General features: G+C 43.7%; 24 protein-coding genes and 1 tRNA gene. 13 read left to right on the forward strand and 12 right to left on the reverse strand.

What is annotated here, in order from left to right; all coding sequences use genetic code 11:
- Positions 1–12 precede the first annotated feature (12 nt).
- The gene (locus H8744_RS14155; protein ID WP_262435450.1) at positions 13–588 is read left to right on the forward strand and encodes a cob(I)yrinic acid a,c-diamide adenosyltransferase; all 576 of its coding nucleotides are present in this window, start codon (positions 13–15) and stop codon (positions 586–588) included.
- Positions 589–594: 6 nt separating this feature from the next.
- Here the strand turns inward: H8744_RS14155 and H8744_RS14160 are convergent, their stop codons facing one another.
- The 5 genes from H8744_RS14160 to H8744_RS14180 all read right to left on the reverse strand — a co-directional run bounded on the left by H8744_RS14160 (position 595) and on the right by H8744_RS14180 (position 5,724).
- Positions 595–804: a hypothetical protein gene (locus H8744_RS14160; protein ID WP_262435451.1), complete on the reverse strand. Its 210-nt coding sequence runs from the start codon at positions 802–804 to the stop codon at positions 595–597.
- A 74-nt stretch (positions 805–878) separates the two neighbouring features.
- Positions 879–2,114 (reverse strand): ABC transporter permease, encoded by a 1,236-nt coding sequence (locus H8744_RS14165; RefSeq protein WP_262435452.1) that lies wholly within the window; start codon positions 2,112–2,114, stop codon positions 879–881.
- On the reverse strand, positions 2,098–3,294 hold the full coding sequence (locus H8744_RS14170) for an ABC transporter permease (RefSeq protein WP_262435453.1): 1,197 nt from the start codon (positions 3,292–3,294) through the stop codon (positions 2,098–2,100). The genes H8744_RS14165 and H8744_RS14170 overlap by 17 nt, the downstream gene beginning before the upstream one ends.
- A 3-nt stretch (positions 3,295–3,297) precedes the next feature.
- Complete coding sequence (locus tag H8744_RS14175) at positions 3,298–4,287, reverse strand: HlyD family secretion protein (RefSeq protein WP_305067382.1); 990 nt, start codon at positions 4,285–4,287, stop codon at positions 3,298–3,300.
- Between the two features lie 12 nt (positions 4,288–4,299).
- Positions 4,300–5,724 (reverse strand): TolC family protein, encoded by a 1,425-nt coding sequence (locus H8744_RS14180; protein ID WP_262435454.1) that lies wholly within the window; start codon positions 5,722–5,724, stop codon positions 4,300–4,302.
- 385 nt (positions 5,725–6,109) lie between these two features.
- On the opposite strand from H8744_RS14180, the gene H8744_RS14185 reads away from it, so the two are divergent.
- The 3 genes from H8744_RS14185 to cbiB are packed head-to-tail and all read left to right on the forward strand — an operon-like array spanning position 6,110 to position 9,653.
- The gene (locus H8744_RS14185) at positions 6,110–7,615 is read left to right on the forward strand and encodes a cobyric acid synthase (RefSeq protein ID WP_262435455.1); all 1,506 of its coding nucleotides are present in this window, start codon (positions 6,110–6,112) and stop codon (positions 7,613–7,615) included.
- The gene (locus H8744_RS14190; RefSeq protein WP_262435456.1) at positions 7,608–8,624 is read left to right on the forward strand and encodes a threonine-phosphate decarboxylase; all 1,017 of its coding nucleotides are present in this window, start codon (positions 7,608–7,610) and stop codon (positions 8,622–8,624) included. The genes H8744_RS14185 and H8744_RS14190 overlap by 8 nt, the downstream gene beginning before the upstream one ends.
- Positions 8,625–8,660: 36 nt before the next feature.
- Positions 8,661–9,653, forward strand: a complete 993-nt coding sequence (cbiB, locus tag H8744_RS14195) for an adenosylcobinamide-phosphate synthase CbiB (protein WP_262435457.1) — start codon at positions 8,661–8,663, stop codon at positions 9,651–9,653.
- Here cbiB and cobC read toward each other — a convergent pair.
- The 4 genes from cobC to cobU form a co-directional block, all read right to left on the reverse strand.
- The gene (gene cobC, locus H8744_RS14200; RefSeq protein ID WP_262435458.1) at positions 9,598–10,161 is read right to left on the reverse strand and encodes an alpha-ribazole phosphatase; all 564 of its coding nucleotides are present in this window, start codon (positions 10,159–10,161) and stop codon (positions 9,598–9,600) included. The two genes, cbiB and cobC, sit on opposite strands and share 56 nt — an antisense overlap.
- A complete protein-coding gene (locus H8744_RS14205) occupies positions 10,152–10,898 on the reverse strand; it encodes an adenosylcobinamide-GDP ribazoletransferase (protein WP_262435459.1) in 747 nt (248 codons plus the stop codon). Before H8744_RS14205 ends, cobC begins: the two co-directional genes overlap by 10 nt.
- 92 nt (positions 10,899–10,990) lie before the next feature.
- A complete protein-coding gene (gene cobT / locus H8744_RS14210; protein WP_262435460.1) occupies positions 10,991–12,028 on the reverse strand; it encodes a nicotinate-nucleotide--dimethylbenzimidazole phosphoribosyltransferase in 1,038 nt (345 codons plus the stop codon).
- A gap of 92 nt (positions 12,029–12,120) precedes the next feature.
- Positions 12,121–12,630, reverse strand: a complete 510-nt coding sequence (gene cobU, locus H8744_RS14215) for a bifunctional adenosylcobinamide kinase/adenosylcobinamide-phosphate guanylyltransferase (protein WP_262435461.1) — start codon at positions 12,628–12,630, stop codon at positions 12,121–12,123.
- A gap of 143 nt (positions 12,631–12,773) precedes the next feature.
- Between cobU and H8744_RS14220 the strand changes: the two genes are divergently transcribed.
- The 3 genes from H8744_RS14220 (at position 12,774) to H8744_RS14230 (ending at position 13,911) form a co-directional block, all read left to right on the forward strand.
- Positions 12,774–12,846 (forward strand) — tRNA-Gly (locus H8744_RS14220).
- A 467-nt stretch (positions 12,847–13,313) separates the two neighbouring features.
- A complete protein-coding gene (locus tag H8744_RS14225) occupies positions 13,314–13,439 on the forward strand; it encodes a hypothetical protein (protein WP_262435462.1) in 126 nt (41 codons plus the stop codon).
- A 79-nt stretch (positions 13,440–13,518) separates the two neighbouring features.
- A complete protein-coding gene (locus tag H8744_RS14230; protein ID WP_262435463.1) occupies positions 13,519–13,911 on the forward strand; it encodes a DUF5053 domain-containing protein in 393 nt (130 codons plus the stop codon).
- 172 nt (positions 13,912–14,083) lie between these two features.
- Here H8744_RS14230 and H8744_RS14235 read toward each other — a convergent pair whose 3' ends face one another.
- Positions 14,084–14,806 carry a hypothetical protein gene (locus tag H8744_RS14235; protein ID WP_262435464.1) on the reverse strand — a complete coding sequence of 241 codons (723 nt, stop codon included), beginning with the start codon at positions 14,804–14,806 and terminating at the stop codon, positions 14,084–14,086.
- A gap of 564 nt (positions 14,807–15,370) precedes the next feature.
- Here H8744_RS14235 and proS point away from each other — a divergent pair.
- The gene (gene proS / locus H8744_RS14240) at positions 15,371–16,864 is read left to right on the forward strand and encodes a proline--tRNA ligase (RefSeq protein WP_262435465.1); all 1,494 of its coding nucleotides are present in this window, start codon (positions 15,371–15,373) and stop codon (positions 16,862–16,864) included.
- Between the two features lie 215 nt (positions 16,865–17,079).
- Here proS and H8744_RS14245 read toward each other — a convergent pair whose 3' ends face one another.
- A complete protein-coding gene (locus tag H8744_RS14245; RefSeq protein WP_262435466.1) occupies positions 17,080–17,586 on the reverse strand; it encodes a bacterioferritin in 507 nt (168 codons plus the stop codon).
- Between the two features lie 157 nt (positions 17,587–17,743).
- On the opposite strand from H8744_RS14245, the gene H8744_RS14250 reads away from it, so the two are divergent.
- The 5 genes from H8744_RS14250 (at position 17,744) to H8744_RS14270 (ending at position 21,711) form a co-directional block, all read left to right on the forward strand.
- Entirely contained in the window at positions 17,744–18,421 is a 678-nt protein-coding gene (locus H8744_RS14250) for a response regulator transcription factor (RefSeq protein WP_262435467.1), read from the forward strand.
- Positions 18,422–18,427: 6 nt separating this feature from the next.
- Positions 18,428–19,702, forward strand: a complete 1,275-nt coding sequence (locus tag H8744_RS14255) for a sensor histidine kinase (protein WP_262435468.1) — start codon at positions 18,428–18,430, stop codon at positions 19,700–19,702.
- Positions 19,703–19,826: 124 nt separating this feature from the next.
- Complete coding sequence (locus tag H8744_RS14260) at positions 19,827–20,264, forward strand: PepSY-like domain-containing protein (protein ID WP_262435469.1); 438 nt, start codon at positions 19,827–19,829, stop codon at positions 20,262–20,264.
- 12 nt (positions 20,265–20,276) lie between these two features.
- On the forward strand, positions 20,277–21,128 hold the full coding sequence (locus tag H8744_RS14265; RefSeq protein WP_262435470.1) for a PepSY-like domain-containing protein: 852 nt from the start codon (positions 20,277–20,279) through the stop codon (positions 21,126–21,128).
- 208 nt (positions 21,129–21,336) lie between these two features.
- Positions 21,337–21,711, forward strand: a complete 375-nt coding sequence (locus H8744_RS14270; RefSeq protein WP_305067383.1) for a YccF domain-containing protein — start codon at positions 21,337–21,339, stop codon at positions 21,709–21,711.
- 119 nt (positions 21,712–21,830) lie between these two features.
- On the opposite strand, the gene H8744_RS14275 is transcribed toward H8744_RS14270, so the two are convergent.
- Positions 21,831–22,358 carry a DJ-1/PfpI family protein gene (locus tag H8744_RS14275; protein WP_262435472.1) on the reverse strand — a complete coding sequence of 176 codons (528 nt, stop codon included), beginning with the start codon at positions 22,356–22,358 and terminating at the stop codon, positions 21,831–21,833.
- Positions 22,359–22,440 lie beyond the last annotated feature (82 nt).

Below are 22,440 nucleotides of genomic sequence, written 5' to 3' on the forward strand. Positions count from 1 at the left end.
GAATTGTGAAATATGAAACGAATCTATACACGAACGGGAGACTGCGGATATACGGGAATTCACGGGGGTGAACGGGTAGAAAAAGACGATATACGTATCGAAGCTAATGGGACGCTTGATGAACTGAATGCCATCATCGGTATTGTCCGTTCACTTCTTTCCGCGGAGCATGAATGGCAAAAGATGCTGCATACGCTTCAACGGGAATTGATGGTGGTGATGAGCCGCGTGGCTACCCCGTCGGCTTTGCGGGGACAAAATCCCAATTCATATTCGTTCGACCTTGTTGCTTATTGCGAGGACGAAATGGATCGGATGACCCGGCAGCTTACGGATAACGACTACTTCCTTCTTCCCGGTGGAACACCTGTTGCCGCGCAATTACAATTTGCACGTACCGTAGCGCGCCGTGCGGAACGGAGACTTTGGACTTTGAACCGGATGGATCCGGTGGAAGAGGAGGTTTTGAAGTTTATAAACCGCCTGTCGGACTTATTCTTCGTTATGGCACGCTATGACCTGCAACAACAGGAGTGGCCGGAAGATCGTTGGCAGGCTTTTGCTTATAAACGGAAGAGGGTGGAGTAAGTGAAATTACTCCAAATCCTTCTTTACGATTTCGTCCATCTCTTTCAGGCGTTTCTCACGCTCTTCAGGAGAAAGCTTCTTTATGTCTTCCTGTGTATCGTCGATGGTTTCGGACACATCACTACTCCAATCTCCAAACATATCCTTTGCAGGATGGTCATTCGGGAATAGATTTTCTTCGGCTATCGGTACATTTCTGTTTACAACATCATCCATATTCTTTCAGTTTTAATTGGTTTACGCTATTATATACAACTGCCGGGGCGTATAGTTTGCCCGGTTAATGAAGTTTATTGTTTGTTTATATTTTCCTCAGGTATATTCTTGTCACCGGTTAAGAGCCTCCGTGCAGAAGCAGCCAGTTTCAGCCTATATACCCACACTGCCAACAGGAAGTAGACGATGGTCTGTACCCACAACGTGATATACTCCGGCCGGATGTCAGCCATGCTTGCATCCATCGAGTTTATTTTCACAAAGGCAAGTGTACCGGGTGCGGCAGGTATCACATAGTGCGCGGCACGCCAATACCATGGCATCAGTTCCAGGGGATAAGAGACACCGGAAAGGAAAATCAGCCCGACAGAGAAAAAGGCGATCATCAGTAAAGGAGCTTCCGAATCGGTGAACCACCGCGAGACGGCAAGTCCGAAAAAGCTGGTAGCCAACAAGTAGGGGATGAGCATGATGAAGATGTCAAGTCCGCTGCCGATATTGGGGATGCTGAAAAAGTGAGGGAGCAATCCCAGTAGGAATAAAGCGAAGATGGCATATAGCCCTATGTAGACAAATGTTTTGCCGGCAACGAGGCGCATGGCAGTGCCCCATTGCCCTTTGGTACCGGCATATTGGCGGAGGCTTCCGTCTTGATATTCGTCTCCCGTCAGCATGCCGATTACCATGAGCAATGTCTGAAAGATAATGACCATCATCACGGCAGGGATCAGGTAAGATCCATAACCTTCGGTGACATTGTAAAGCGGTGTACCGGACACGTTGATCGGCTTGGCCATGGCGATAGCCAACAGACCTTGCGGTGGCAGAAAGAGGGCACCGTCCGGGCGGTAGGCATCGTTTACGGCAAGCATCACCCGCGATGAGGCTTCTTGCAGAGCCTCAAAATACAGAAAAGCATCTGTCGTGGCATAGAGCGAGAATACAGCTTCCTCTCCCTGAAACACCCGTTTCTCAAAATCATAGGGAATGTATATGATGCCTTGCACATCACCTTCTTTCATCCACTCCTTTGCCTCCCGGTAATCCTCTGCTTGGGCATAGACACTGATCTGTGGCGTTGCATTGAGCCAGCGGATGAACTGGCGGCTCAGGCTGCTGCGGGAATTATCGACTACGGCTACCGGAGCATCCGTCACGATATTAGGTGCATACATGTAATTGTAGAGCAACCCGTACACGAAAATACCGCCCATCAGCACCAATAATACAGCGTAACTGGTACTGATGGCACGGAATTCGCGAGCGATGATGAGCGATATTTGCGAGAGTTTATTAGTGGATATTTTCATACTTATGACTGATTATAGCTCGTTTCAGATGTGGAAGCATCGCCAGTGCCAGCAAAGGGAAGATACAAAGTATCACTGCCGAAGGCCAGACGTGGATGAATCCGCCACCGGAGTAGAGCATGGTTTGTACTAATTCCGTAAAGTGGCGTACCGGGAAGAGGTACGAGGCATCACGTACCAGCGGATACATGTTGGGTACGGGGAAGGTAACGCCCGAAAGCGTGGCTCCCAACGAACCGATCATCGAAACGATGCTGATGATTATTGCCACTGCCGGAAAGAGTGAAAAGATAAACAATGCCAACGATTGTGTGGCGATGACAAAGAGTACGGACATGCCGTTCATCAACAACCAACTTCCGTGGAATGGAATGTGAAGGATACCGAACATGACATAATTGCCCAGGATAGCCATCAAGCTGAATATGACGGTGTAGGGTAGGAACTTGCCGAGTATGGCAGTGACCATGTTTCCTCGTGCCGTTGACAACCAGTCATCTCCGGTGCGGAATTTTATCTCGCTACCTACGGCATAGACCATGACAAGAAGGACAATCACCTGAAACAGAACAAAAAAGAAAGGCTGGCTCAGATAAACCGAATAGTCCAGTGAAGGATTGTATATCGGGTGGTTGTTGGCTTGTATGGGCAGTAGGAATGTCTCTATCTGATTCTCGTTCACCCCCAATGCCACTGCTTGCATGGCAATAGGCGAGAGTGCCACCGGAGCCAATGCCGTCTCAAAAGCTGCCATCAGTTCGCCTCCCACGGAGAGCAAAGCATAATGGTAATAATAGGAGAGCGTGGCATCTTTTCCTGTCACGGCATCCTGCTCAAAACGGGGAGGAATGGAAAGGTATCCGTAAATCTCCTTGCGTTGCACGGCTTCGCGGGCGGCAGCTTCGTTGACGAAATGCCGGGTCACTTTGAAGGTCGGTACGGCAGAAATGTTCCGTGCAATGTTTCTGGAAGTCGCTGTGTTGTCCTGATCGACAATACCGATCGGGATGTTCTCCATTTGTCCGTTGCCGAAGATGGTGGCCATGAAGAAGATGGTGAATAACGGCAGGACAATGCAGACACCAAAGTACAGGCGACGTGAAGTCATCCGCGTCCACTCTCGGAGGAGAACAGCGCGGAAAGGTGAATAACGGGTATCTGGTTGTGAAGTATAGTTCATTTCTTATTCCTCCAATGTCAGCAATACCGACATGCCGGGGCGTAACCCGTCAACCGTTGTCGTGGGACGTGCGTGTATCTCGAAGGTCTGTAAGTCGTAACTGCCTGTTTGCTTTGTTGACTTCCACGTGGCAAAGCTACCTAGCGGACTGATATAGTAAATTTCGAACTCCACCCCTTTCTTGGCAATGGCAGGTACATCGGCTTTGAACTTTCCGCCCATGCTGAAATGTGGCATCAGGTCTTCGCGGACGTTAAGCACAGCGTGTACGTCGCTCATCACTACGAGGTTCATGATCGGGGTTCCCGGGGCAACCAGTTCCCCCCGTTTCGGGAAGATGGTGGCTATTTGCCCGTCTTCGGGTGCCGTCAGCCGAGAATCGACAAGCAGGGAGGTGACTTCTTCCACCGTGCTGCGTGCGGCATTGACCATGCTGCGAGCCGATTCCTTATCTTCTATCTGCGCACCATCCACCGCCATCTGGTACTGTTCGTGGGCAGCGCGTTCGGCTGCGACTGCCGATTTATAAAGCGCCTCGACTTCATCTTTTCTTTGTGAAGTGACAACACTGTCTCTATATAAGGTAAGGATGCGGTTGTAGGTGGTTTGTGCCAATGACAAGTCACTCTTGGTTTTGTTCCAGAGTTGCTGTGCGGTAGCAATGATTTGACGGCGCGTACCGGCATCGATCTTTTTGTTTTGCTGCACCGCCACTTGTTCCAGCGCGTCGAGTTGACGGTATTTCGCCTCCACTGTCGGGCTGTTGATCACTACTAGCGTATCGCCTTGTTTCACCCATTCGCCTTCTTTCACCAGAAAGGTGTCGATGCGTCCAGGCAGTTTTCCGCTGATCCGTATTTCGGTCGCCTCGGCTTGTCCCTGCAGGACGAGCGGTTGTTTCCTCATGAGTATCATGCCGATGGCGGTAAACAGCACGACGGCAATAAGTACTACGACAAAGGCGATACTTAGACTTTTTCTATTCTGTTCCATTATTTGTAAGGTTTAAGATTTTGTTATTGCTTGTTGTTCATAACTGCTGAACTGTTCCGGAGTGCCGCACAGAGCTAGCAGATTCATCAATGCCACGTCATATTCGTAGTAAGCTGCCAGCCGCAGTACCTTCACTTTTGCCAGCATCGTTTCGGCATCTACTACCTCCGTCGATGTGGCCATCCCTTCTGCGAACGCTTTTTTCCGCATCCGTACCAGCTCTTCACTCAATTCGATGGTGGTATTCAGTGCCCGCACGTTGTCCTGGGCTTTTTGCATCTGGCTGTAGAGCTTGTCCACGCCTACGGCAAGATCATCTTTTGCCTTTGCTTGCCCCAGTGCTAGCGTTTGGCTGGTCAGTTTGGACTGGCGGATGCGTTTCTCCCTTTCCAACCCGTCGAACAGATTCCATGTGAAACCTACTCCGATCATCGTTCTCGGCACAAGATTGCTCTGGATGCCATGCGAGTAAAGAGTTTGTTTGCCGAACAGGGCAATGTTGGGCATATAGCCACTCCGGTCTATTTTTAACTGTTGCCTTGACATGTGTTCTTGCAAGTTCAGTTGATTGACCAGGTAATTGCTGGTGTTCATTGCAAGGATGAACTCCATTTTCGGTGGAATCGAGTCGTTGATGAACAGAGGGGAGGAGGGAGCGATGTCCATGCTTTCCCCTTCGCGGTTCAATAAGGTCTTCAAGGCGTTTTGCACAACGGCCTCTTCTTTCCGTGCCGCTTCAAGTTCCCGTTTGGCTTCGTCCCTGTTGACTTGTGCAAAAAGGCGTGCCGCTTTGTCTATCATTCCGGTAGCTTCCAGTTTGACGGCATTCTCATAATGTTTTTCCAATCCGCGGTAAGCCTCTTCGCGTACCGCCACAATTTCCCGGGCAAGCCGTAGCCCGTAATAACTTTCTGCCAGCAAGGTTCGTTGCGTGGCATCCACTTGTGCCCGGCTTTCGCGGGCGAGGTCTACCATCGTGTTTCCTATCTTGGTGGCATGGAAACGTTTACCACCGGAGAAGAGTACCCATTCGGCAGTCAGATCCACCGTTGTCAGGTTGCGTGGGGCCAGCGGAAAGACCAGCGTGTTTGCTCCGATCTGGTCGAGTATGCCGCTGATGATCTTGTCATCCGGAATGATGCTGTGTACAAAGTCTTTTGCAGGATCGGTAAATTCCGACAAGGGTTGCTTCACCTCGATCTTCTCGGAAAGATGCACAAAGGCACCCGTGGATTGCAAGCTCGGATACCAGAAGGCATTCAGCTTTCCACGTTCGCTTTTGGCGATCTCGATGCCCTTATCTGCAATTTTCAGGCTTTGGTTGCCGTCATGCAGTAGATTGAGTGCCTGGTCAAAGCTCAGATTTTCCTGTGCTGCCACCGGGACGATCGAGGCTACCGACAGCACAAAAAAGAGGATTCGTTGGTTTAGGTTCATATTCAGTTATTCGTTTATTTCGTCAGATTGTAACAGATAAAAAAGAGGATTGTTCAGTTAGGCGAATGTTGCGGGGTGAAAGGCCGGAGGGTATTCCCCGTAGAGGTCAGTCCGCTAGGGTGATAGGACGGAGAGGCTTCCTTTGGAAGGTAGCTTGTTAAACATGGGGGTGTCTCACTGCGAAACATGGGGATGTCTGACTGCGAGACATGGGGGTGTCTCACTGCGAAACACCCCCATGTTTAACATGCTTCCATCGTGAGCTAAGGTCTCTAGGTTTATAACTTCTGTTGTACAAGGTTGCTTTGAAAGGATGCAAAGTTGCCTTGCAAGGGTGTGATTCTTAATTATTCTCGCTACATTTGTCACCGCAAAACCCAGAAAAATGAAACGACTACATCCTATTATGTTTGCCGGAACAGGCAGCGATGTCGGTAAAAGCATCATTGCTGCTGCTTTCTGCCGTATCTTTTTGCAGGACGGCTATCAGCCTGCACCCTTCAAGGCTCAGAATATGGCATTAAATTCGTATGCTACTCCCGAAGGTCTTGAGATAGGGCGTGCCCAAGCCGTACAGGCTGAAGCTGCAAACGTACCGTGCCATACGGACATGAATCCTCTGCTGCTGAAACCGTCTTCGGATCATACTTCACAGGTGGTACTCAATGGCCGCCCCATCGGCAATCGCAATGCCTATGAGTATTTCCAGCGTGAAGGACGTGAAGAGTTGCGTGGACAGGTCAATGCGGCTTTCGACCGTCTTGCCGCCCGCTACAACCCGGTGGTGATGGAAGGAGCCGGAAGCATTTCCGAGATAAATTTACGGGAGAGCGATCTGGTCAACCTTCCGATGGCGATCCATGCCGGTGCGGACGTGATCCTGGTGGCCGACATCGACCGGGGAGGGGTGTTTGCCAGTGTCTATGGTTCGGTCATGCTGCTGACACCGGAAGAGAGGAAGCATATCAAAGGCATACTGATCAATAAGTTCCGTGGGGATATCCGGCTGTTTGAGTCGGGAGTGAAGATGCTGGAAGAGCTGTGTAATGTACCTGTGGTCGGAGTAGTTCCTTATTATAAGGATATCTATATCGAAGAGGAGGATTCGGTGATGCTGCAAACCAAATCGGTTCAGGCCATGCATGGCAAAGTGAATGTGGCTGTCGTGCTTCTTCGCCATCTCAGCAATTTTACGGACTTTAATGTGCTGGAGCTAGATCCGAGGGTTCACCTTTTCTACACTAACAATGTTGACGAATTGATGAAAGCCGATATCATTCTTTTGCCCGGTTCTAAAAGTACGCTTGACGACCTTTATGAGCTGCGACGCAACGGGGTGGCTCAGGCTGTCATTCGCGCCCACCGTGAAGGAGCTACGGTCATGGGCATTTGTGGAGGTTATCAGATGATGGGGCTCGAGGTGTGCGACCCCGGTCATGTGGAGGGTGAGATAGACCGTCTTCCCGGACTTGGTTTGCTGCCTGTGACAACGAAGATGCAAGGGGATAAGATCACCCGGCAGGTTCGTTTCCGGCTTCATGAGAATTGCCGGGTGGATGCTACGGGGGATTCACCGTTGCTCGAAGGGTATGAAATCCATATGGGGGCAACCGTTCCTTTGGAGACACCCTCGCCTCTGAACCGTTTCGACGATGGCAGGGAGGATGGATACTTTGTCGATCAAACTTGCATGGGGACGTATGTGCATGGCATTCTCGACAATCCCGGTTTCGTGGACTTTCTACTCAGACCCTTTGCCGACCGGTTGGCAGATGCCGCACCGTTCGACTACCGGGCATTCAAGGAGGAACAATATAATAAACTTGCGGCTCATGTGCGAAGCCATGTCGATATGCCGTTGATCTATAAAATACTTACCGACCATGATTGAAGGACACGGAGACGACTCCTATAAATACCGATTGCCCATAACGAGCAATTTTAGTTCGAATGTATACAATAAGGTTGACCTTGCCGGTCTGCACTGCCATCTCAGCCATCGTATGGCTGCGATATCGTCCTATCCCGAACCTGAACCCTACTCGTTAGAGAGATGTTTGGCGGAACGGCATCGGCTTCCCGAGGCATCCGTCTGTGTCACCAACGGGGCTACGGAGGCTATCTATCTGATAGCCCAGACTTTTCGTGGAACAAATACTGCCATTTGGATGCCTACCTTTAGCGAATATGCCGATGCTTGCCGGATGCACGGTCATCGGTTGACTTCTGTTTATGCATTGGATGATACTTTATCCGAAGAGGTACGCATGGTGTGGTTGTGCAATCCGAACAATCCTACGGGAGAGGTGCGTGACAAGGAGTATCTGAAGGAGTACATCAAGGCGCATTCCGAAGTATGTTTTGTTATCGACCAGTCTTATGAATATTTCACATTGCAGCCTCTTTTTAGCGCGGTGGAGGCAGCGGAGTTCCCGAATGTACTTTTGTTGCACTCCATGACCAAACGATATGCCATTCCGGGGCTGCGGCTCGGTTATATAACGGGCGATTCGGGATTGCTTTACCGGATTCGTACGAACCGGATGCCGTGGTCGGTCAACGGACTGGCTATCGAAGCCGGAATGTATCTATTGTCCCAAGGTATTCCGGGGGCTATCTCTATGGAGGAATATCTTAAGGAATGTACACGTCTGCGCCACAAGCTTGAATCGTTGGGCGGCCTTGAGGTATGGCCTACCGATACTCATTTCATGCTTGTCCGGTTGCGCTTCGGCAAAGCATCGGCATTGAAAGATTATCTGGCGAATGAGCATGGCATTCTTATCCGGGACGCATCCAACTTTGAAGGACTCAGTGAGGGGTTTTTCCGTATAGCTACGCAAACTCCGGAGGAGAACGACCGGCTGGTGGAAGCTATCGGTAAGTGGTTTCAAATCTGATATTAATTCATTAGAAGCAGATAAGGAGGGTGAAAGATGGAAGAGTTGCTGCCGTTGATGATTGTTATTTTTATTATAGTTGCTTTACCTTTGGCGTTTGCTTGGTTGTGCGATCGTTTGTGGGGTGATCCTATGTGGCTGCCTCATCCGGTGGTACTTTTCGGCAAGATGATTTCTGGTGGCGAACATCTCTTGAACCGCGGTAATCACAGGCGGTTGAAAGGAGGCATATTGGCCATAACTTATATTATACTGGTCTACGTTTCGACGGACTTATTTTTATCTTGGCTGTTGAGCGTTTGTTCAAAAGACGGGGGACTGCTATTGATACTTGTGTTTCTTGTCAATGTCATTCTTATATTCTATTGTTTGGCAGGTACGACATTGATCCGTGAAGTCAGGATGGTCTTTGAGGCGGTAGACCGTTCTTTGGAAGAAGGCCGGAAACAGGTAGCGCGTATTGTGGGTAGGGATACTTCGGAACTTTCGGCACAGGAAGTACGTACGGCCGCTCTTGAAACGTTGGCGGAGAATCTGAGCGATGGGGTGATCGCACCGCTTTTCTGGTATGCTTTATTGGGTATTCCCGGTATGCTTGCCTACAAGATGGTGAATACGCTCGACTCGATGATTGGATATAAAAATCAACGGTATATTCTTTTCGGGAGGGTGGCTGCGCGTATCGATGATGTGGCGAATTATCTGCCTGCCCGTTTGACCGCTTTTCTGATGGTTATTGCCGGTGGGCGCATTTCGCTTTTTTCTTTTGTCCGGAAGTATGGCAGGCAACATGCCAGTCCTAATTCCGGCTATCCGGAAGCGGCTTTGGCTGGGATTCTGAAATGCCGTTTCGGAGGACCGCACAACTATTTTGGTGAAGAAGTCTGGAAGCCCTATATCGGTCATAATGACCGCCTGTTGACTACGGAAGATATGAAAAAGGCGGTTTCCATCAATGAACGGGCGGAAACGATCATGGTCTTATTGACGATGGTGGTTCGGGTGACCTGTGCATTTCTATTCTTATGACTTCCCCATAAGCCGGAATAGTACGGAAGGCTTCTTCCAATGGAATAATTCCCGCGTAGATTTGGGCACAGATCAATACGCCTCCGTGGGCAAAAACGGCAACGCGCCGATGGTTACTGTGCATTAATTCATCCAGAAACTCAGACACCCTTTGCATTTGCATGCCAAAAGATTCTCCGTCGGTGGCTGCCACATGGAAATAATCATTGTACCATTCTTCCAGTCTGGGATCGCGTATTTCATCAAATCTTTGCATCTCCCAGACTCCGAAATTCAATTCCATGAGCCGTTTGTCACGGATGGCTTCCGGGTAGCCGCAATAATCGGCTAAACGGGCGCAACGGCTCAGGGGACTCGTATATACCTTGTCAAATCGTTGATCTTTCAATTGTTCGGCAGTCAGGGCAGCTTCCTGCTCAAAACTGTCTTTCAAAGGAACGTCTGTCTGCCCATAACAGATGCCTTTGGGAACATCGACCGATGTATGGCGGATAAGAGTTATTTCCATTGCATAAAAATGACTATTCCTAAATAAAAAGATAATTCGCTAATGAGGAACATTGCCCCGCAGCAATCTCCCGTATAACCTTTTAACTTCCGTTTCATCAACCAACAAAGGCCGATCAATATCCCGACAGGAAATAATCCTGCCCCCCAGAGATCAGTCGGTAACAGGAACAGGAAGGGCACCGAGCCACTGATGAAGCCGATGATCCACTCCGGTAAGGACATCCTGTTATATACGACTTTTGCTTTGCTTTCCTCTTCTTTACGGGCATACGGCAGATAGTTGATAAGCTGGGAGGAAGTAAATTTGCACCAGGGATCTCCGGTAAGCAGAATCAGGCAAGCCAGATGTAAGGGGATGGATATAAGCACTGTCCAGGATAACAGGAAATAGAGGATGAGTCCGATAACACCGTAGCTGCCGATATGCGAATCTTTCATGATAGAAAGAATCCGTTCTCGGGTAGTTCCTCCACCGAAGCCATCCAAAAAATCGGCCAATCCGTCTTCATGTAATGCCCCGGTGACCAAAAGACGGCTTATCAGGGCCATTAACATAGCCACAGGATAGGGGAGAACCTGTGCTGTCGACCATAGTACGGCTACCATTATACCCCCAGTCAGCCACCCGGTTAATGCCCAGTAGGGCACTACATGTTTAAAACACTTTGCCGGAACTTCTTTCAACCTCCAGAAAGGCAGTCTTGTAAAAAATATGAAAGCCGCTAATAGATTCATGGCACCCGATTTTCGTTCTTATTTTTAATACCCATCTTTCCTTCTTTATTCTTCATTTTTCACTTTTTGTTTTTCACTCTTCGTCCCTCACTCTAAAAGTATTTCGTAATAGACGCATGTGCAAAGTTATCCATCTCATTAATCATACGTACGGCAGAATCTACGATGGGGTAAGCACAAATAGCCCCTGACCCTTCGCCTAAACGTAAGTCCAAGTTTAATAATGGTTTAACCCCCAATGCATCAAGCACTGATTTATGACCGGATTCATCTCCGCAATGTCCGAAAATAGCATATTCCAGCACTTCGGGATAAAGTTTGGAGGCAGCCAATATGCAGTTAGTCATGATAAAGCCATCTATCAGAATGACCATGTGAAGTTCTGCCGCCTGAAGCATCGCACCTACTGCCATCACCATTTCCAAACCTCCGAAGTAACAGAGAATATCTTCTGTGCTATGATCACCTTGATAATTGTCCAGTGCTTGCTTCAGCACATTATATTTATGACGGATACCTTCGTTGTCCAATCCGCTACCGGCACCAACACATTGTTCCAACGGGATATTTGTAAAACAAGTCATCCAAATCGAAGAGGACGAAGTATTGCCTATACCCATTTCGCCAAAACTGATCAGGTTGCACCCCTCTTCGTGTGAACGGTGTACTATTTCTGCACCGCGTTCTATGCAGAGATCCATCTCTTCTTTTGTCATGGCTGCTTCATGCAGATAATTTCTTGTACTTTTACGTACTTTCATATCGATGATACCCTTTTCGTAAGGGAGGTCATAATCTACTCCGGCATCCACAATCTTTAATTCAAACCCATGTTGCCGGCAAAGGAAATTAATTCCCGCACCTCCATGCAGGAAATTGCTGATCTGTTGCCAGGTGATTTCTTTGGGCGAGAGGCTCACTCCTTCGTCAACTATCCCGTGATCGGCAGCGAAGATGATATTCTGTGGATTTTTCAGCATAGGATTCAGTGTTTGCTGTATCAATCCTATTTGTAAGGCTAGTTCCTCCAGTCTGCCCAATGATCCTTTAGGTTTCGTCAAGTTATTAATCTTGTCAATAAGTGCTTCACGGATAGCTTTGTCGGGACTTGTTATATTAAATGTTTTCATGGTCGTTATTTAATAGTATAAGAATTATTATTTTATTTGTGAGTGAAAAGTATGCAACCCATCGGTTTCCCGCTTTTTATTTATATTCCCGGTTACTTAACATTTACCGGAATTCCGGTAACCATTAATATAACCTTATCGGCTTGTGCAGCAATGTACTGGTTCATCCATCCCTGCATATCTGTAAACTTGCGTTGAACTTCATTCTCCGAGGTACCACCCATACCTATTTCATTCGTAACAAATATAAAGGTAGCATTTTGCTTGGTAAAACGGGAAAACTCTTCTTTAGCGGCTGTTAGTGCTTTATCGATATCTGCATCAAGGTCGAAAAAGAAATTAGTACACCATAATGTCACGCAATCGATCAGAATGACCCGTCCTTCCAGCTGATGGCGGCTCAGTTCCTTTTCTTCCTCTATGTTTGTCCATTCCGGGCCCCTGTTCGCCTGATGGCGGAGTACCCTTTGACGAAATTCTTCATCCCAAATACGCGATGTAGCCATATAAACCGGATTGGGTGAAAGGGATAATGCCAGTTTCTCGGCATAACTGCTTTTCCCTGAGCGCGCTCCTCCGGTGATGAGTATAATTTGTCTCATGTGTATCTTTTATTTTACGGGAAGCAAATGTACATGATTATTTTCTATTTCTCTTTTTTCTTGCATTTTTTCTGCCTATAACCTTGCTTTTTCCAAAACAATCCCTACCTTTGCATCCGTATTTTAAATGATTTTAATGTAATGCGGTAGTAGCTCAGTTGGTAGAGCATCAGCTTCCCAAGCTGAGGGTCACGAGTTCGAGTCTCGCTTACCGCTCCCTGTATAAAACGCCTAAAACGCTCGTTATTAGGCGTTTTCTTTTTACCTATTTATGTTTTTTGTCCGTGCTTTTACGTACATTCTCAGTTGAATTGTTGACATATAATTTACGGCAATGGCTACATTTAACCCCGAAGTCCAGAATAAACGCGCTGATGGTACGTATAACGTCCGTATTAGAATTACTCACAATTGGATAGTTCGGTAATTATCTAGAATATATACGTAACAGATGAAGACCTAACGCGAAGCCTTAAAATAAAAAAACGAAGAATATTAGATCAGTGCGAAGATTTAGTACGTCAATGCCGCAAGGCGTGTAACAATCTGGGATACTTTAGAGATCGGAGACCTAGTAGGTAAGTTAAAAGATAGGGAAGTTTGCTATAGCAAAAAGGTTATTGATATATTTGCATAATTACAATATTGTTATTGTCTTTGTAGAGTCAAAAAACAAAAGCATTATGAGTGATAAACCGGTTAGTAAAGAAAGGAAAAGGCTCGAAAGAGAATTATTGTTCTACCTTCGTTACTACAAAGAATTAAAAGCCAGAGGTCATTACCAAAAAGAATTTGGATTATCAGATTGATAAGTTGACCGAAAAGCTTAAAGAAATGGATTAATAAACCGCCTCCCTTGAAATATAGGGAGGCTTAATCAGAGTAATTATGAAAGCGGATATAGAAAGATTAAAAGAACGTTTTGTCAATGCCATTACCGATGCTGAGATTGAAGCTATAGATAAGGAAGTCAAATCCCTTGTGGATAGAGATATTGATAGGTTCTCCGAGGGCATGTTAGAATGTATTAAGGATACCAACAAAGAAGCCGATGAACTGTTATTGAGAGACAAGTTGGAATCTGTGCTTCCTTTTATTTCGGTTTCAGCCCTTGTTAAGACTTACTTTAAGAAATCACCACAATGGTTTTACCAGCGTCTAAACGGTAGCCTTGTGAATGGTAAGCCTGTCAAGTTCAATGAAGGTGAGCTTAAAATATTATCCACAGCATTGAACGATATAGGGAAGAAGATAACCCAAGCTGCTGCTTTTGTTTTTTGACGATTACTAAGTATTGGCTTGTAGCCCTGCCTGAAAAGGTGGGGCTTTTTTGTGCATGTTTAATAACAAAAAGAATCTTTGTCCCACTGTTGTACCTTTGTTATGTATAAGGGTAGTGGGTAATATTTAAATTAGATTGACAAACCTTTTTGTATCGAAAGTAAAATAACTGTTAATTACCTGGAGTCATCGGTTCTAAATCAAAGCCACCAGTCATGTCATTAAAAAAGTAGTATTTGCCATTTTCTAGGCCTAGTCCTGCGGTATGTATTAATATTACTTTATCATTTTTTCTTGTTATTTCTATATATGAAGTTTCATAAGAAGGAAGTTTTGTTACGAAACCATAAAAATATCCGTCAATGGATTGTAAATAGTCGTCTATGGTAGTATAAATATTTTGGGCGTAATAACGAACTTTTTTTATATCCTTTGCATTAAAGAATATTAGTGAACAATTGTATCCCGCTTTTATATTGATATTTTCGGTGCTTTTATTTATTTCGATATTATCGTTAAAGGAGAGTACCAAAGAATCCATTACATAATGTAACTGACTTTTATTGACTGATTCTCCATCAACAATGTAATTGCCTTCAGTTAGTCTGATCAGACTCTTATCATTCCATATTCCAGATACTTTTGTCATTTGTTTTGTTTCCTCGTTAGTAAAAGTAATATAATAATGCTTAGGTGTTATTTCTCTTGTCTTGATATGATCTTCAAAGAATTTGTTATAAATCTCATCATTGACGGTATTTCTTGTCATGCATCCGGAAGAGAAAGAGTAGTCTATTGTAAACACTACTTTTGGAGATTGTCTTATTTCATCTTCTCTACATGATTGAAGAAGAAATACAGTGAAAACTGTTGTTAGAATAAATAAATTTTTCATTTGTATACTATTAAATTTTTATTAGATAATACATTGCTTTTTTCTATATGGGAATGATTAAATCAATCAGAGAAGAATATTTTTCTATATATAATATTAAACTCAGAATACATTTCTATACGTTATAGAGAGGATGTTTTTAATGGCATTCACAATTGTTTAAGTAAATATTGACTAATCGCAAATATAGGTAGTTTTTTTATTATAAACAACTGTTTCTTAGAGATTATTATGAAAAGAGATTTCAAAGTCATTAACATAAAATGAAAGAGTTTGATTTTTACTGTTACGATTGGATTATAAAAGGAAATCGCTTTCTCCATAGCAGAATAATGTAGAATTTATTAATTATAAGTGGAATGTTAAAAATAAGTATTTAAAATCGTTATATGAGGTTTTGCTCTCTTTGGTTTAGGAATCAAAGAACCGGTGAAGTAAGGCATCACTCATACATAACAACTTTCATTGTCAAAATAATATAGAAGAATAGACATACTAAAGCCTATTTTTAGTATTTTTGCGCCTGTTTTAGCGAATCAGGAAAATTTTAAATACAATAATATAATGGCAAAAGAACTGAAAGACCTTACCAAACGTAGCGAGAACTATTCGCAGTGGTATAATGATTTGGTGGTAAAAGCCGATTTGGCAGAACAGTCGGCTGTGCGTGGATGTATGGTGATCAAACCTTACGGATACGCTATTTGGGAGAAGATGCAACGTCAGCTGGATGATATGTTTAAGGAAACCGGTCACGTCAATGCTTACTTCCCGCTTTTAATCCCGAAATCTTTTCTCAGCCGTGAGGCAGAACATGTAGAGGGCTTTGCTAAGGAATGTGCAGTGGTAACCCATCACCGCTTGAAAAACTCTCCTGATGGTAAAGGGGTCGTGGTCGATCCGGAAGCCAAACTTGAAGAGGAGCTTATTATTCGTCCGACTTCGGAGACAATCATCTGGAATACTTATAAGAATTGGATCAACTCTTATCGCGATCTGCCTATCTTGTGCAATCAATGGGCCAATGTGATGCGTTGGGAAATGCGTACCCGTCTTTTCCTACGTACTGCCGAATTCTTGTGGCAAGAAGGTCATACGGCACATGCCACCCGTGAGGAAGCGGAAGCGGAAGCTGTACGTATGTTGAATGTATATGCCGAGTTTGCAGAAAAATACATGGCTGTCCCGGTTGTAAAAGGAGTGAAGTCTGCAAATGAACGTTTTGCGGGTGCGCTCGATACTTATACCATCGAGGCTATGATGCAGGATGGAAAAGCTTTACAAAGCGGTACGTCTCATTTCCTAGGACAGAACTTTGCCAAGGCATTCGATGTGCAGTTCGTGAATAAAGAAAATAAAATGGAATATGTATGGGCTACTTCATGGGGCGTTTCTACTCGCCTGATGGGTGCTTTGATCATGACTCATTCCGATGACAACGGGTTGGTATTGCCTCCACATCTGGCTCCGATTCAGGTGGTTATCGTCCCTATCTATAAGAGCGAAGAACAGTTGAAACAGATCGATACTAAAGTTGAAGGTATTGTTGCCAAACTAAAAGCATTGGGTATTTCTGTGAAATATGACAATGCCGATAACAAACGTCCGGGCTTTAAATTCGCTGATTATGAGCTGAAGGGGGTACCTGTGCGTCTTGTTATGGGTGGTCGCGATTTGGAAAACAATACGATGGAGGTTATGCGCCGTGACACGTTGGAGAAAGAAACGATTTCTTGCGAGGGCATTGAAACATACGTCCAGAAGTTACTTGAAGATATTCAGGCTAATATTTACCGGAAAGCTTTGAATCACCGTCAATCACTGACCAAGAGTGTGGATACTTACGAAGAATTCAAAGAGGAGATCGAAAAAGGCGGCTTTATTCTCGCTCACTGGGACGGTACGACTGAAACGGAGGAGAAGATTAAGGAAGAAACCAAGGCTACCATCCGTTGTATTCCGTTCGAATCGATGGTGGAAGGCGATAAAGAACCGGGTAAATGTATGGTTACCGGGAAACCTTCTGCTTGCAGGGTGATATTTGCACGTTCTTATTAAACAGTCTTTTGTAAAGGTTACATTTATGTTTGGTACTTAATAACTGAAGTAATCTTTTAGGATTGGGAAACATCACATAGAAAAGATAATCCCCGGATTTGCCTCTGTAATAGTGTTGAGGAAAATCCGGGGATTGTTATATTCTTCAAAGTTGTTAAAAACTATCTTTTATTTTCTTTTTTCTGATAAAGACAGTATGAATTAACAGGATTGATTTATTCTGCAGCCGGAATACCTGCTGAAACCACTTTGCTACGTTCGATAGATTGTAATGCCAGATAATTATCTCCGAATTTTGCCAAGTTATCAATTTCTGTTTCAAATCTGTCGAGATGTTCTTCTTCCTGAACAACCAGATTCTCGAATACTTTCTTTGTGGCAGAGTCAGCGTGTTGCGCACATTCGTTTGCCCATTTATTATAATCCTCCACGCTACCGCTTTCCATTTCTACTGCTTTTTCAAGCATCGCTTTTACATCGTGAATTTTCTCTACGGGTTCAGAACACTTCATTTCTACTTCGCCTTTCAGAAATAGAATACGTTCTGCCAAAAGCTCTACGTGCATCATTTCCGTAATAGCCGTACGCTTGAAGTAGTTGGAAAGAAGATCGTAACCCATATCGTCAAGGCGGAAATGAAAATACATGTACTGATTGACAGCGGTCATTTCATCGGCAACTGCTTTGTTGAGCAGTTCAATGCTTTTTTCTCTTTTAATCATCGTTTCTAAAACTTTTTTAGTGAATATTCGGTTAATTCAGTGCGGTAAAGTTAATGAAAATATCGAAAAATAATAGAGTGATTTCAACTTTATTTCAGAAAGTATCGGTTTCTTTGTATGTAATATTATTGAATAACCTCCAAAATAATGAAGTGATATGAAGATATTAATTGTTGAAGACGAGCCTTCGTTACGCGAACTTATACAACGTTCATTGGAAAAAGAACGTTACGTGGTGGAAGTAGCGGGTGATTTTATATCTGCTCTTCGTAAAATTGAAGATTATGATTATGATTGCGTCTTATTGGATATCATGTTGCCCGACGGCAGTGGGCTCGATCTGCTTGAGAAGCTGAAAGATATGCATAAACGGGAAAATGTAATTATCATTTCCGCCAAGGATTCTTTGGAAGACAAGGTGTTAGGATTGGAATTAGGGGCCGATGATTATCTGCCGAAACCTTTTCACCTGGCGGAATTGAATGCACGGATTAAGAGTGTGATCCGTCGTCAGCATAATGATGGAGAAATGGATATTCGTTTGGGCAATATCCGTGTGATTCCGGACAAGTTTCAGGTATTGGTCGATGAAAAAGAGATAGAACTCAACCGGAAGGAATACAATATTCTTCTCTATTTCATCAATCGCCCCGGCCGGTTGGTCAACAAAACAACCCTTGCCGAATCGGTTTGGGGAGATCATATCGACCAGGTGGACAATTTTGACTTTATCTATGCCCAGATAAAGAATCTTCGTAAAAAATTGAAAGATGCCGGGGCAACCGCAGAGCTTAAAGCTGTATATGGTTTTGGTTACAAAATGGTTGAGGAGTAGAAGCGTATGAAATTGATTTACCGGATTATTATTCGCATCTCTCTTCTTTTGACCCTCGTATTGGGAGTCTGGGCTTTCTTTTTCTATATGGCTATGATGGATGAGATAAACGATGAAGTGGACGATTCCTTGGAAGATTACTCGGAAACAATTATCATCCGGGCACTTGCGGGAGAAGAACTGCCATCCAAAAACAGTGGGTCGAACAATCAGTATTTCCTAAGGGAGGTTACGTCCGATTATGCTGATATACATGAGGATATCGTTTATAAAGATTCTATGGTATATATAGTAGAGAAAGAGGAAACGGAACCTGCACGTATTCTTACGACTATTTTCAGAGATGACAACGGGCATTATTACGAGTTGACGGTTTCTACTCCCAGTATTGAGAAGAAGGATTTAATTGATGCTATCCGCGATTGGATGCTATTTCTTTATGTAGCATTGTTGCTTGTGATTATTGTTGTGAATGTGTGGGTGTTTCAGAGGAATATGCGTCCGTTGTACGTTTTGTTGCATTGGCTTGATAAATATAGAATCGGTCAGCCGAACAGCCCTTTAAAAAACGATACTAAAGTGACAGAGTTTCGTAAACTGAACGATGCAGTCAGAAAGAATACGGAACGTAGCGAGCAAATGTTTGAACAACAAAAACAATTCATCGGGAATGCTTCTCATGAAATGCAAACTCCTCTTGCCATCTGCCAGAACCGCCTGGAGATGTTAATGGATGATGATGCGCTTAACGAAACGCAATTGGAGGAACTGATAAAGACTCACCAGACATTGGAACATATCAGTAAACTGAATAAATCGCTGTTATTACTTTCAAAGATCGATAATGGCCAGTTTACGGAGACTAAGGAATTGGAATTGAATTCGATACTCAAAGATTATCTGGATGATTATAAGGAGGTGTATGCTTATCGGAATATCAGGACGGAAGTGGCTGAAAAGGGCACATTCCGTATCCGGATGAATGAGTCGCTTGCTATTGTATTGGTTACTAATCTGTTGAAGAACTCATTCGTACACAATGTAGAGGGGGGACATATTCAAATAGAGGTGACATCTCAACACTTTGTTTTCCGTAATACCGGGATAAATCAGCCATTGGACGAAAAGCGCATATTCGAAAGATTTTATCAGGGTGATAAAAAAGAAGGTTCTACCGGATTGGGACTCGCCATAGTCGATTCTATTTGCCGGTTACAGCACATCGGCCTTAAATATTACTTTAAGGATGGGGAACATTCCTTTGAGATATCAGAAAAATAATTCAAAATGTAGGAAATTTCAAATTCTTTTCAGTTTCATCTCTCATCTTTGCATCATAAATAAAGGACCTGTTTAAAAAAAGGTTTGGATTGATAAGATAGAAATAATATTAAAAACAATGATTATGAAAAAGTTAATTCTTTTATTAGTTTGTTTGTTTACCATCCAGTCTGTAGTCCGGGCTGATGATGATAAACCAGTAAAAATAGATCAGTTGCCTCAGGCGGCACAGCAATTTATAAAGACACATTTTGCAGATAGCAAGGTGGCTATGGCCAAGATGGAAAGTGATTGGTTCGATAAGAACTATGATGTCATTTTCACCAATGGCAATAAAGTGGAGTTTGATAAACGAGGCAATTGGAAAGAGGTGAACTGCAAATACAGTTCGGTTCCGGTTGATGTTATCCCTTCTGCTATTCAGAAGTATGTTGCTGAAAACTACCCCGATGCTCAGGTTATTAAGATTGAACGGGATAAGAAAGATTATGAAATAAAACTTTCCAATAAATGGGAATTGAAGTTTGACTTGCAATTTAATTTGATCGATATTGATAAATAAAAGCTGAAGACTATGAAATTGAAAATTTATTCGGCCTTGATGGCTTTAATGTGTGTGATTGGTTTGCAAAGCTGTAGTGATGACGATAACCAGCCTGCTGTACCTCAGGAAGCTCAACGTGCATTTGCTGAAAAGTATCCTTCGGCAACGCAGGTAGAGTGGGAGACGAAATCCGGATATTATGTTGCCGATTTTCACGATAACTCATATGAGGCTTCTGCTTGGTTCAGCCCTGACGGTGTATGGCATATGACTGAAACAGATATCCCTTTTGCCGGTTTGCCCGAACTTGTGAAATCTGCTTTCGAGCAGAGCGAGTACATGTCTTGGACTGTAGATGATGTGGATAAATTGGAACGCCCGGATATGGAAACCATATATATAATTGAAGTAGAAAAGAAATCTCAAGGTTCCGAACAAGAGATGGACTTGTATTACTCCGCGGAAGGGATTCTGATAAAGGCAGTTGCTGATATGGACGGTGGAAATGATCATGAGGATCTTCTGCCTTCTCAATTGCCGGAGATCATTCTTGCTTTCATTAATGAGAAATACCCTGGTTCCCGTCTGGTAGAGACAGATATGGAGCATGGCATGATTGAAGTTGAAATTATTCATGACAACCTAAGTAAAGATGTCCTGTTCGATAAGGATAATAATTGGGTGTCTACTTCATGGGATATTCACCGTAGTGATCTTCCGGCTACAATAACACAGGCATTGGCCGAATCACAATATAGTGCTTATACTATTGACGATGCAGAATATTTTGAAACTCCTCAAGGCAACTACTATCTGTTGGAATTGGAACAGGGAGAGGCAGAGGTAAAGGTAAAGATCGATCCGAGCGGAAAGTTCATCTGATTTTTACCATACGGAGAAATAGTTAGATCAAATTACTTAATTAGTATTTTAACAGTGCTTTAAAGTACTAATTAAGTATGTGTTAAGAACGTACTTTTGCATACAAAAAGGTACGTTTTTATTATTTGATAATAGAATGGATAGAATTCTTTTGTATTGGGGATAAACATTTATCTTTGTAGGCAAATTAATTCTTAATATTGAAAGTATGAATCTTTTTATGAATATATTGTGGCTTCTTTTGGGAGGTATATTTATGGCTGTTGAATATCTGATATCCAGCCTTTTGATGATGATTACCATTATCGGTATCCCTTTCGGAATACAGACCTTGAAAATGGCTTCGTTAGCATTATGTCCGTTTGGAAAAGAGGTGAGGAGCTGTCCGGATTCAGGGGGATGTCTGAGTGTCTTGATGAATATCTTATGGATTTTTCTGGGAGGCATATGGATCAGTCTTTCGCACTTAGCCTTTGGTGTTCTTTTAAGTATCACTATCATCGGGCTACCTTTCGGCATACAACATTTCAAATTGGCAGGTTTGGCATTGACTCCCTTCGGTAAAGAGATTGTAAGCAAATAAGGTATGCAATATTGCAATGATTTGTCCGAACAGGACGTACGGACTGTTACAATATATGTAATGTCCCTTTACATATATTCATAGAGGGCATTACATATATTGGTATTTCCTTTACAAAATTACTTTAAGGCATTTAGTATTTCCGGCATCATAGTCCAAATAGTGTTCTCATCCTGTGCGGTGTAGAAATTTCCGTCTACTTGTGATTCGGCATCTGTAGCTTCGCCATTCTGAATAGCCGGTTTGGCAAGTGGATGCACTGCCAGTTTTTTACCTTTTGTGATTCCTGCAAAATCGAATAACATGGCTCCGGCACAATGTCCGATCATGATTTTTCCTTTTTCTCCGAATGTCTTGATTACTTCCATCAGATCAAGGTTGTATTGCTTGCCGGCATTATCCTTAAATACCGGAACGGCATCTCCACATGCAAAAACAAGGGCATCGTAGTCATCCACATGACCTTTCAGGTTCGCAATTACATCATCTGCGAGCAGTGTAATGCCTGAATTTGTTTTGATTTCTTTTGTTTCAGCCACTGCAAATACTTTGTAAGGGATATGATTTTCGAAAAATGCTTCCAAATATTGGAACAAACCGCATCCGTTAACAGGATTGACAGCTAAAACAGCTACTTTCTTTGCCATAACTTTAATTATTAAATGAAACAATAGTTATTATTAGTAAGTTTATTACTTTTGTATCGGCAAATATAGATTAGTTGATTTA

It is taken from the genome of Jilunia laotingensis (assembly GCF_014385165.1).
Taxonomy (GTDB): domain Bacteria; phylum Bacteroidota; class Bacteroidia; order Bacteroidales; family Bacteroidaceae; genus Bacteroides; species Bacteroides laotingensis.

What these genes read in the sequence shown, in the direction of transcription:
- H8744_RS14155 (WP_262435450.1), top strand. Translation starts at nt 13, where the DNA reads ATGAAACGAATCTATACACGAACGGGAGACTGCGGATATACGGGAATT.
- H8744_RS14255 (WP_262435468.1), top strand. Translation starts at nt 18,428, where the DNA reads ATGAAATTGATTTACCGGATTATTATTCGCATCTCTCTTCTTTTGACC.
- cobT (WP_262435460.1), bottom strand. Translation starts at nt 12,028, where the DNA reads ATGAAAACATTTAATATAACAAGTCCCGACAAAGCTATCCGTGAAGCA.
- H8744_RS14230 (WP_262435463.1), top strand. Translation starts at nt 13,519, where the DNA reads ATGAAAGCGGATATAGAAAGATTAAAAGAACGTTTTGTCAATGCCATT.
- cobU (WP_262435461.1), bottom strand. Translation starts at nt 12,630, where the DNA reads ATGAGACAAATTATACTCATCACCGGAGGAGCGCGCTCAGGGAAAAGC.
- H8744_RS14185 (WP_262435455.1), top strand. Translation starts at nt 6,110, where the DNA reads ATGAAACGACTACATCCTATTATGTTTGCCGGAACAGGCAGCGATGTC.
- H8744_RS14275 (WP_262435472.1), bottom strand. Translation starts at nt 22,358, where the DNA reads ATGGCAAAGAAAGTAGCTGTTTTAGCTGTCAATCCTGTTAACGGATGC.
- H8744_RS14270 (WP_305067383.1), top strand. Translation starts at nt 21,337, where the DNA reads ATGAATCTTTTTATGAATATATTGTGGCTTCTTTTGGGAGGTATATTT.
- H8744_RS14225 (WP_262435462.1), top strand. Translation starts at nt 13,314, where the DNA reads ATGAGTGATAAACCGGTTAGTAAAGAAAGGAAAAGGCTCGAAAGAGAA.
- cbiB (WP_262435457.1), top strand. Translation starts at nt 8,661, where the DNA reads ATGGAAGAGTTGCTGCCGTTGATGATTGTTATTTTTATTATAGTTGCT.
- H8744_RS14175 (WP_305067382.1), bottom strand. Translation starts at nt 4,287, where the DNA reads ATGGAACAGAATAGAAAAAGTCTAAGTATCGCCTTTGTCGTAGTACTT.
- H8744_RS14165 (WP_262435452.1), bottom strand. Translation starts at nt 2,114, where the DNA reads ATGAAAATATCCACTAATAAACTCTCGCAAATATCGCTCATCATCGCT.
- H8744_RS14265 (WP_262435470.1), top strand. Translation starts at nt 20,277, where the DNA reads ATGAAATTGAAAATTTATTCGGCCTTGATGGCTTTAATGTGTGTGATT.
- H8744_RS14235 (WP_262435464.1), bottom strand. Translation starts at nt 14,806, where the DNA reads ATGAAAAATTTATTTATTCTAACAACAGTTTTCACTGTATTTCTTCTT.
- H8744_RS14170 (WP_262435453.1), bottom strand. Translation starts at nt 3,294, where the DNA reads ATGAACTATACTTCACAACCAGATACCCGTTATTCACCTTTCCGCGCT.
- proS (WP_262435465.1), top strand. Translation starts at nt 15,371, where the DNA reads ATGGCAAAAGAACTGAAAGACCTTACCAAACGTAGCGAGAACTATTCG.
- H8744_RS14190 (WP_262435456.1), top strand. Translation starts at nt 7,608, where the DNA reads ATGATTGAAGGACACGGAGACGACTCCTATAAATACCGATTGCCCATA.
- H8744_RS14160 (WP_262435451.1), bottom strand. Translation starts at nt 804, where the DNA reads ATGGATGATGTTGTAAACAGAAATGTACCGATAGCCGAAGAAAATCTA.
- H8744_RS14250 (WP_262435467.1), top strand. Translation starts at nt 17,744, where the DNA reads ATGAAGATATTAATTGTTGAAGACGAGCCTTCGTTACGCGAACTTATA.
- H8744_RS14205 (WP_262435459.1), bottom strand. Translation starts at nt 10,898, where the DNA reads ATGAATCTATTAGCGGCTTTCATATTTTTTACAAGACTGCCTTTCTGG.
- H8744_RS14180 (WP_262435454.1), bottom strand. Translation starts at nt 5,724, where the DNA reads ATGAACCTAAACCAACGAATCCTCTTTTTTGTGCTGTCGGTAGCCTCG.
- cobC (WP_262435458.1), bottom strand. Translation starts at nt 10,161, where the DNA reads ATGGAAATAACTCTTATCCGCCATACATCGGTCGATGTTCCCAAAGGC.
- H8744_RS14245 (WP_262435466.1), bottom strand. Translation starts at nt 17,586, where the DNA reads ATGATTAAAAGAGAAAAAAGCATTGAACTGCTCAACAAAGCAGTTGCC.
- H8744_RS14260 (WP_262435469.1), top strand. Translation starts at nt 19,827, where the DNA reads ATGAAAAAGTTAATTCTTTTATTAGTTTGTTTGTTTACCATCCAGTCT.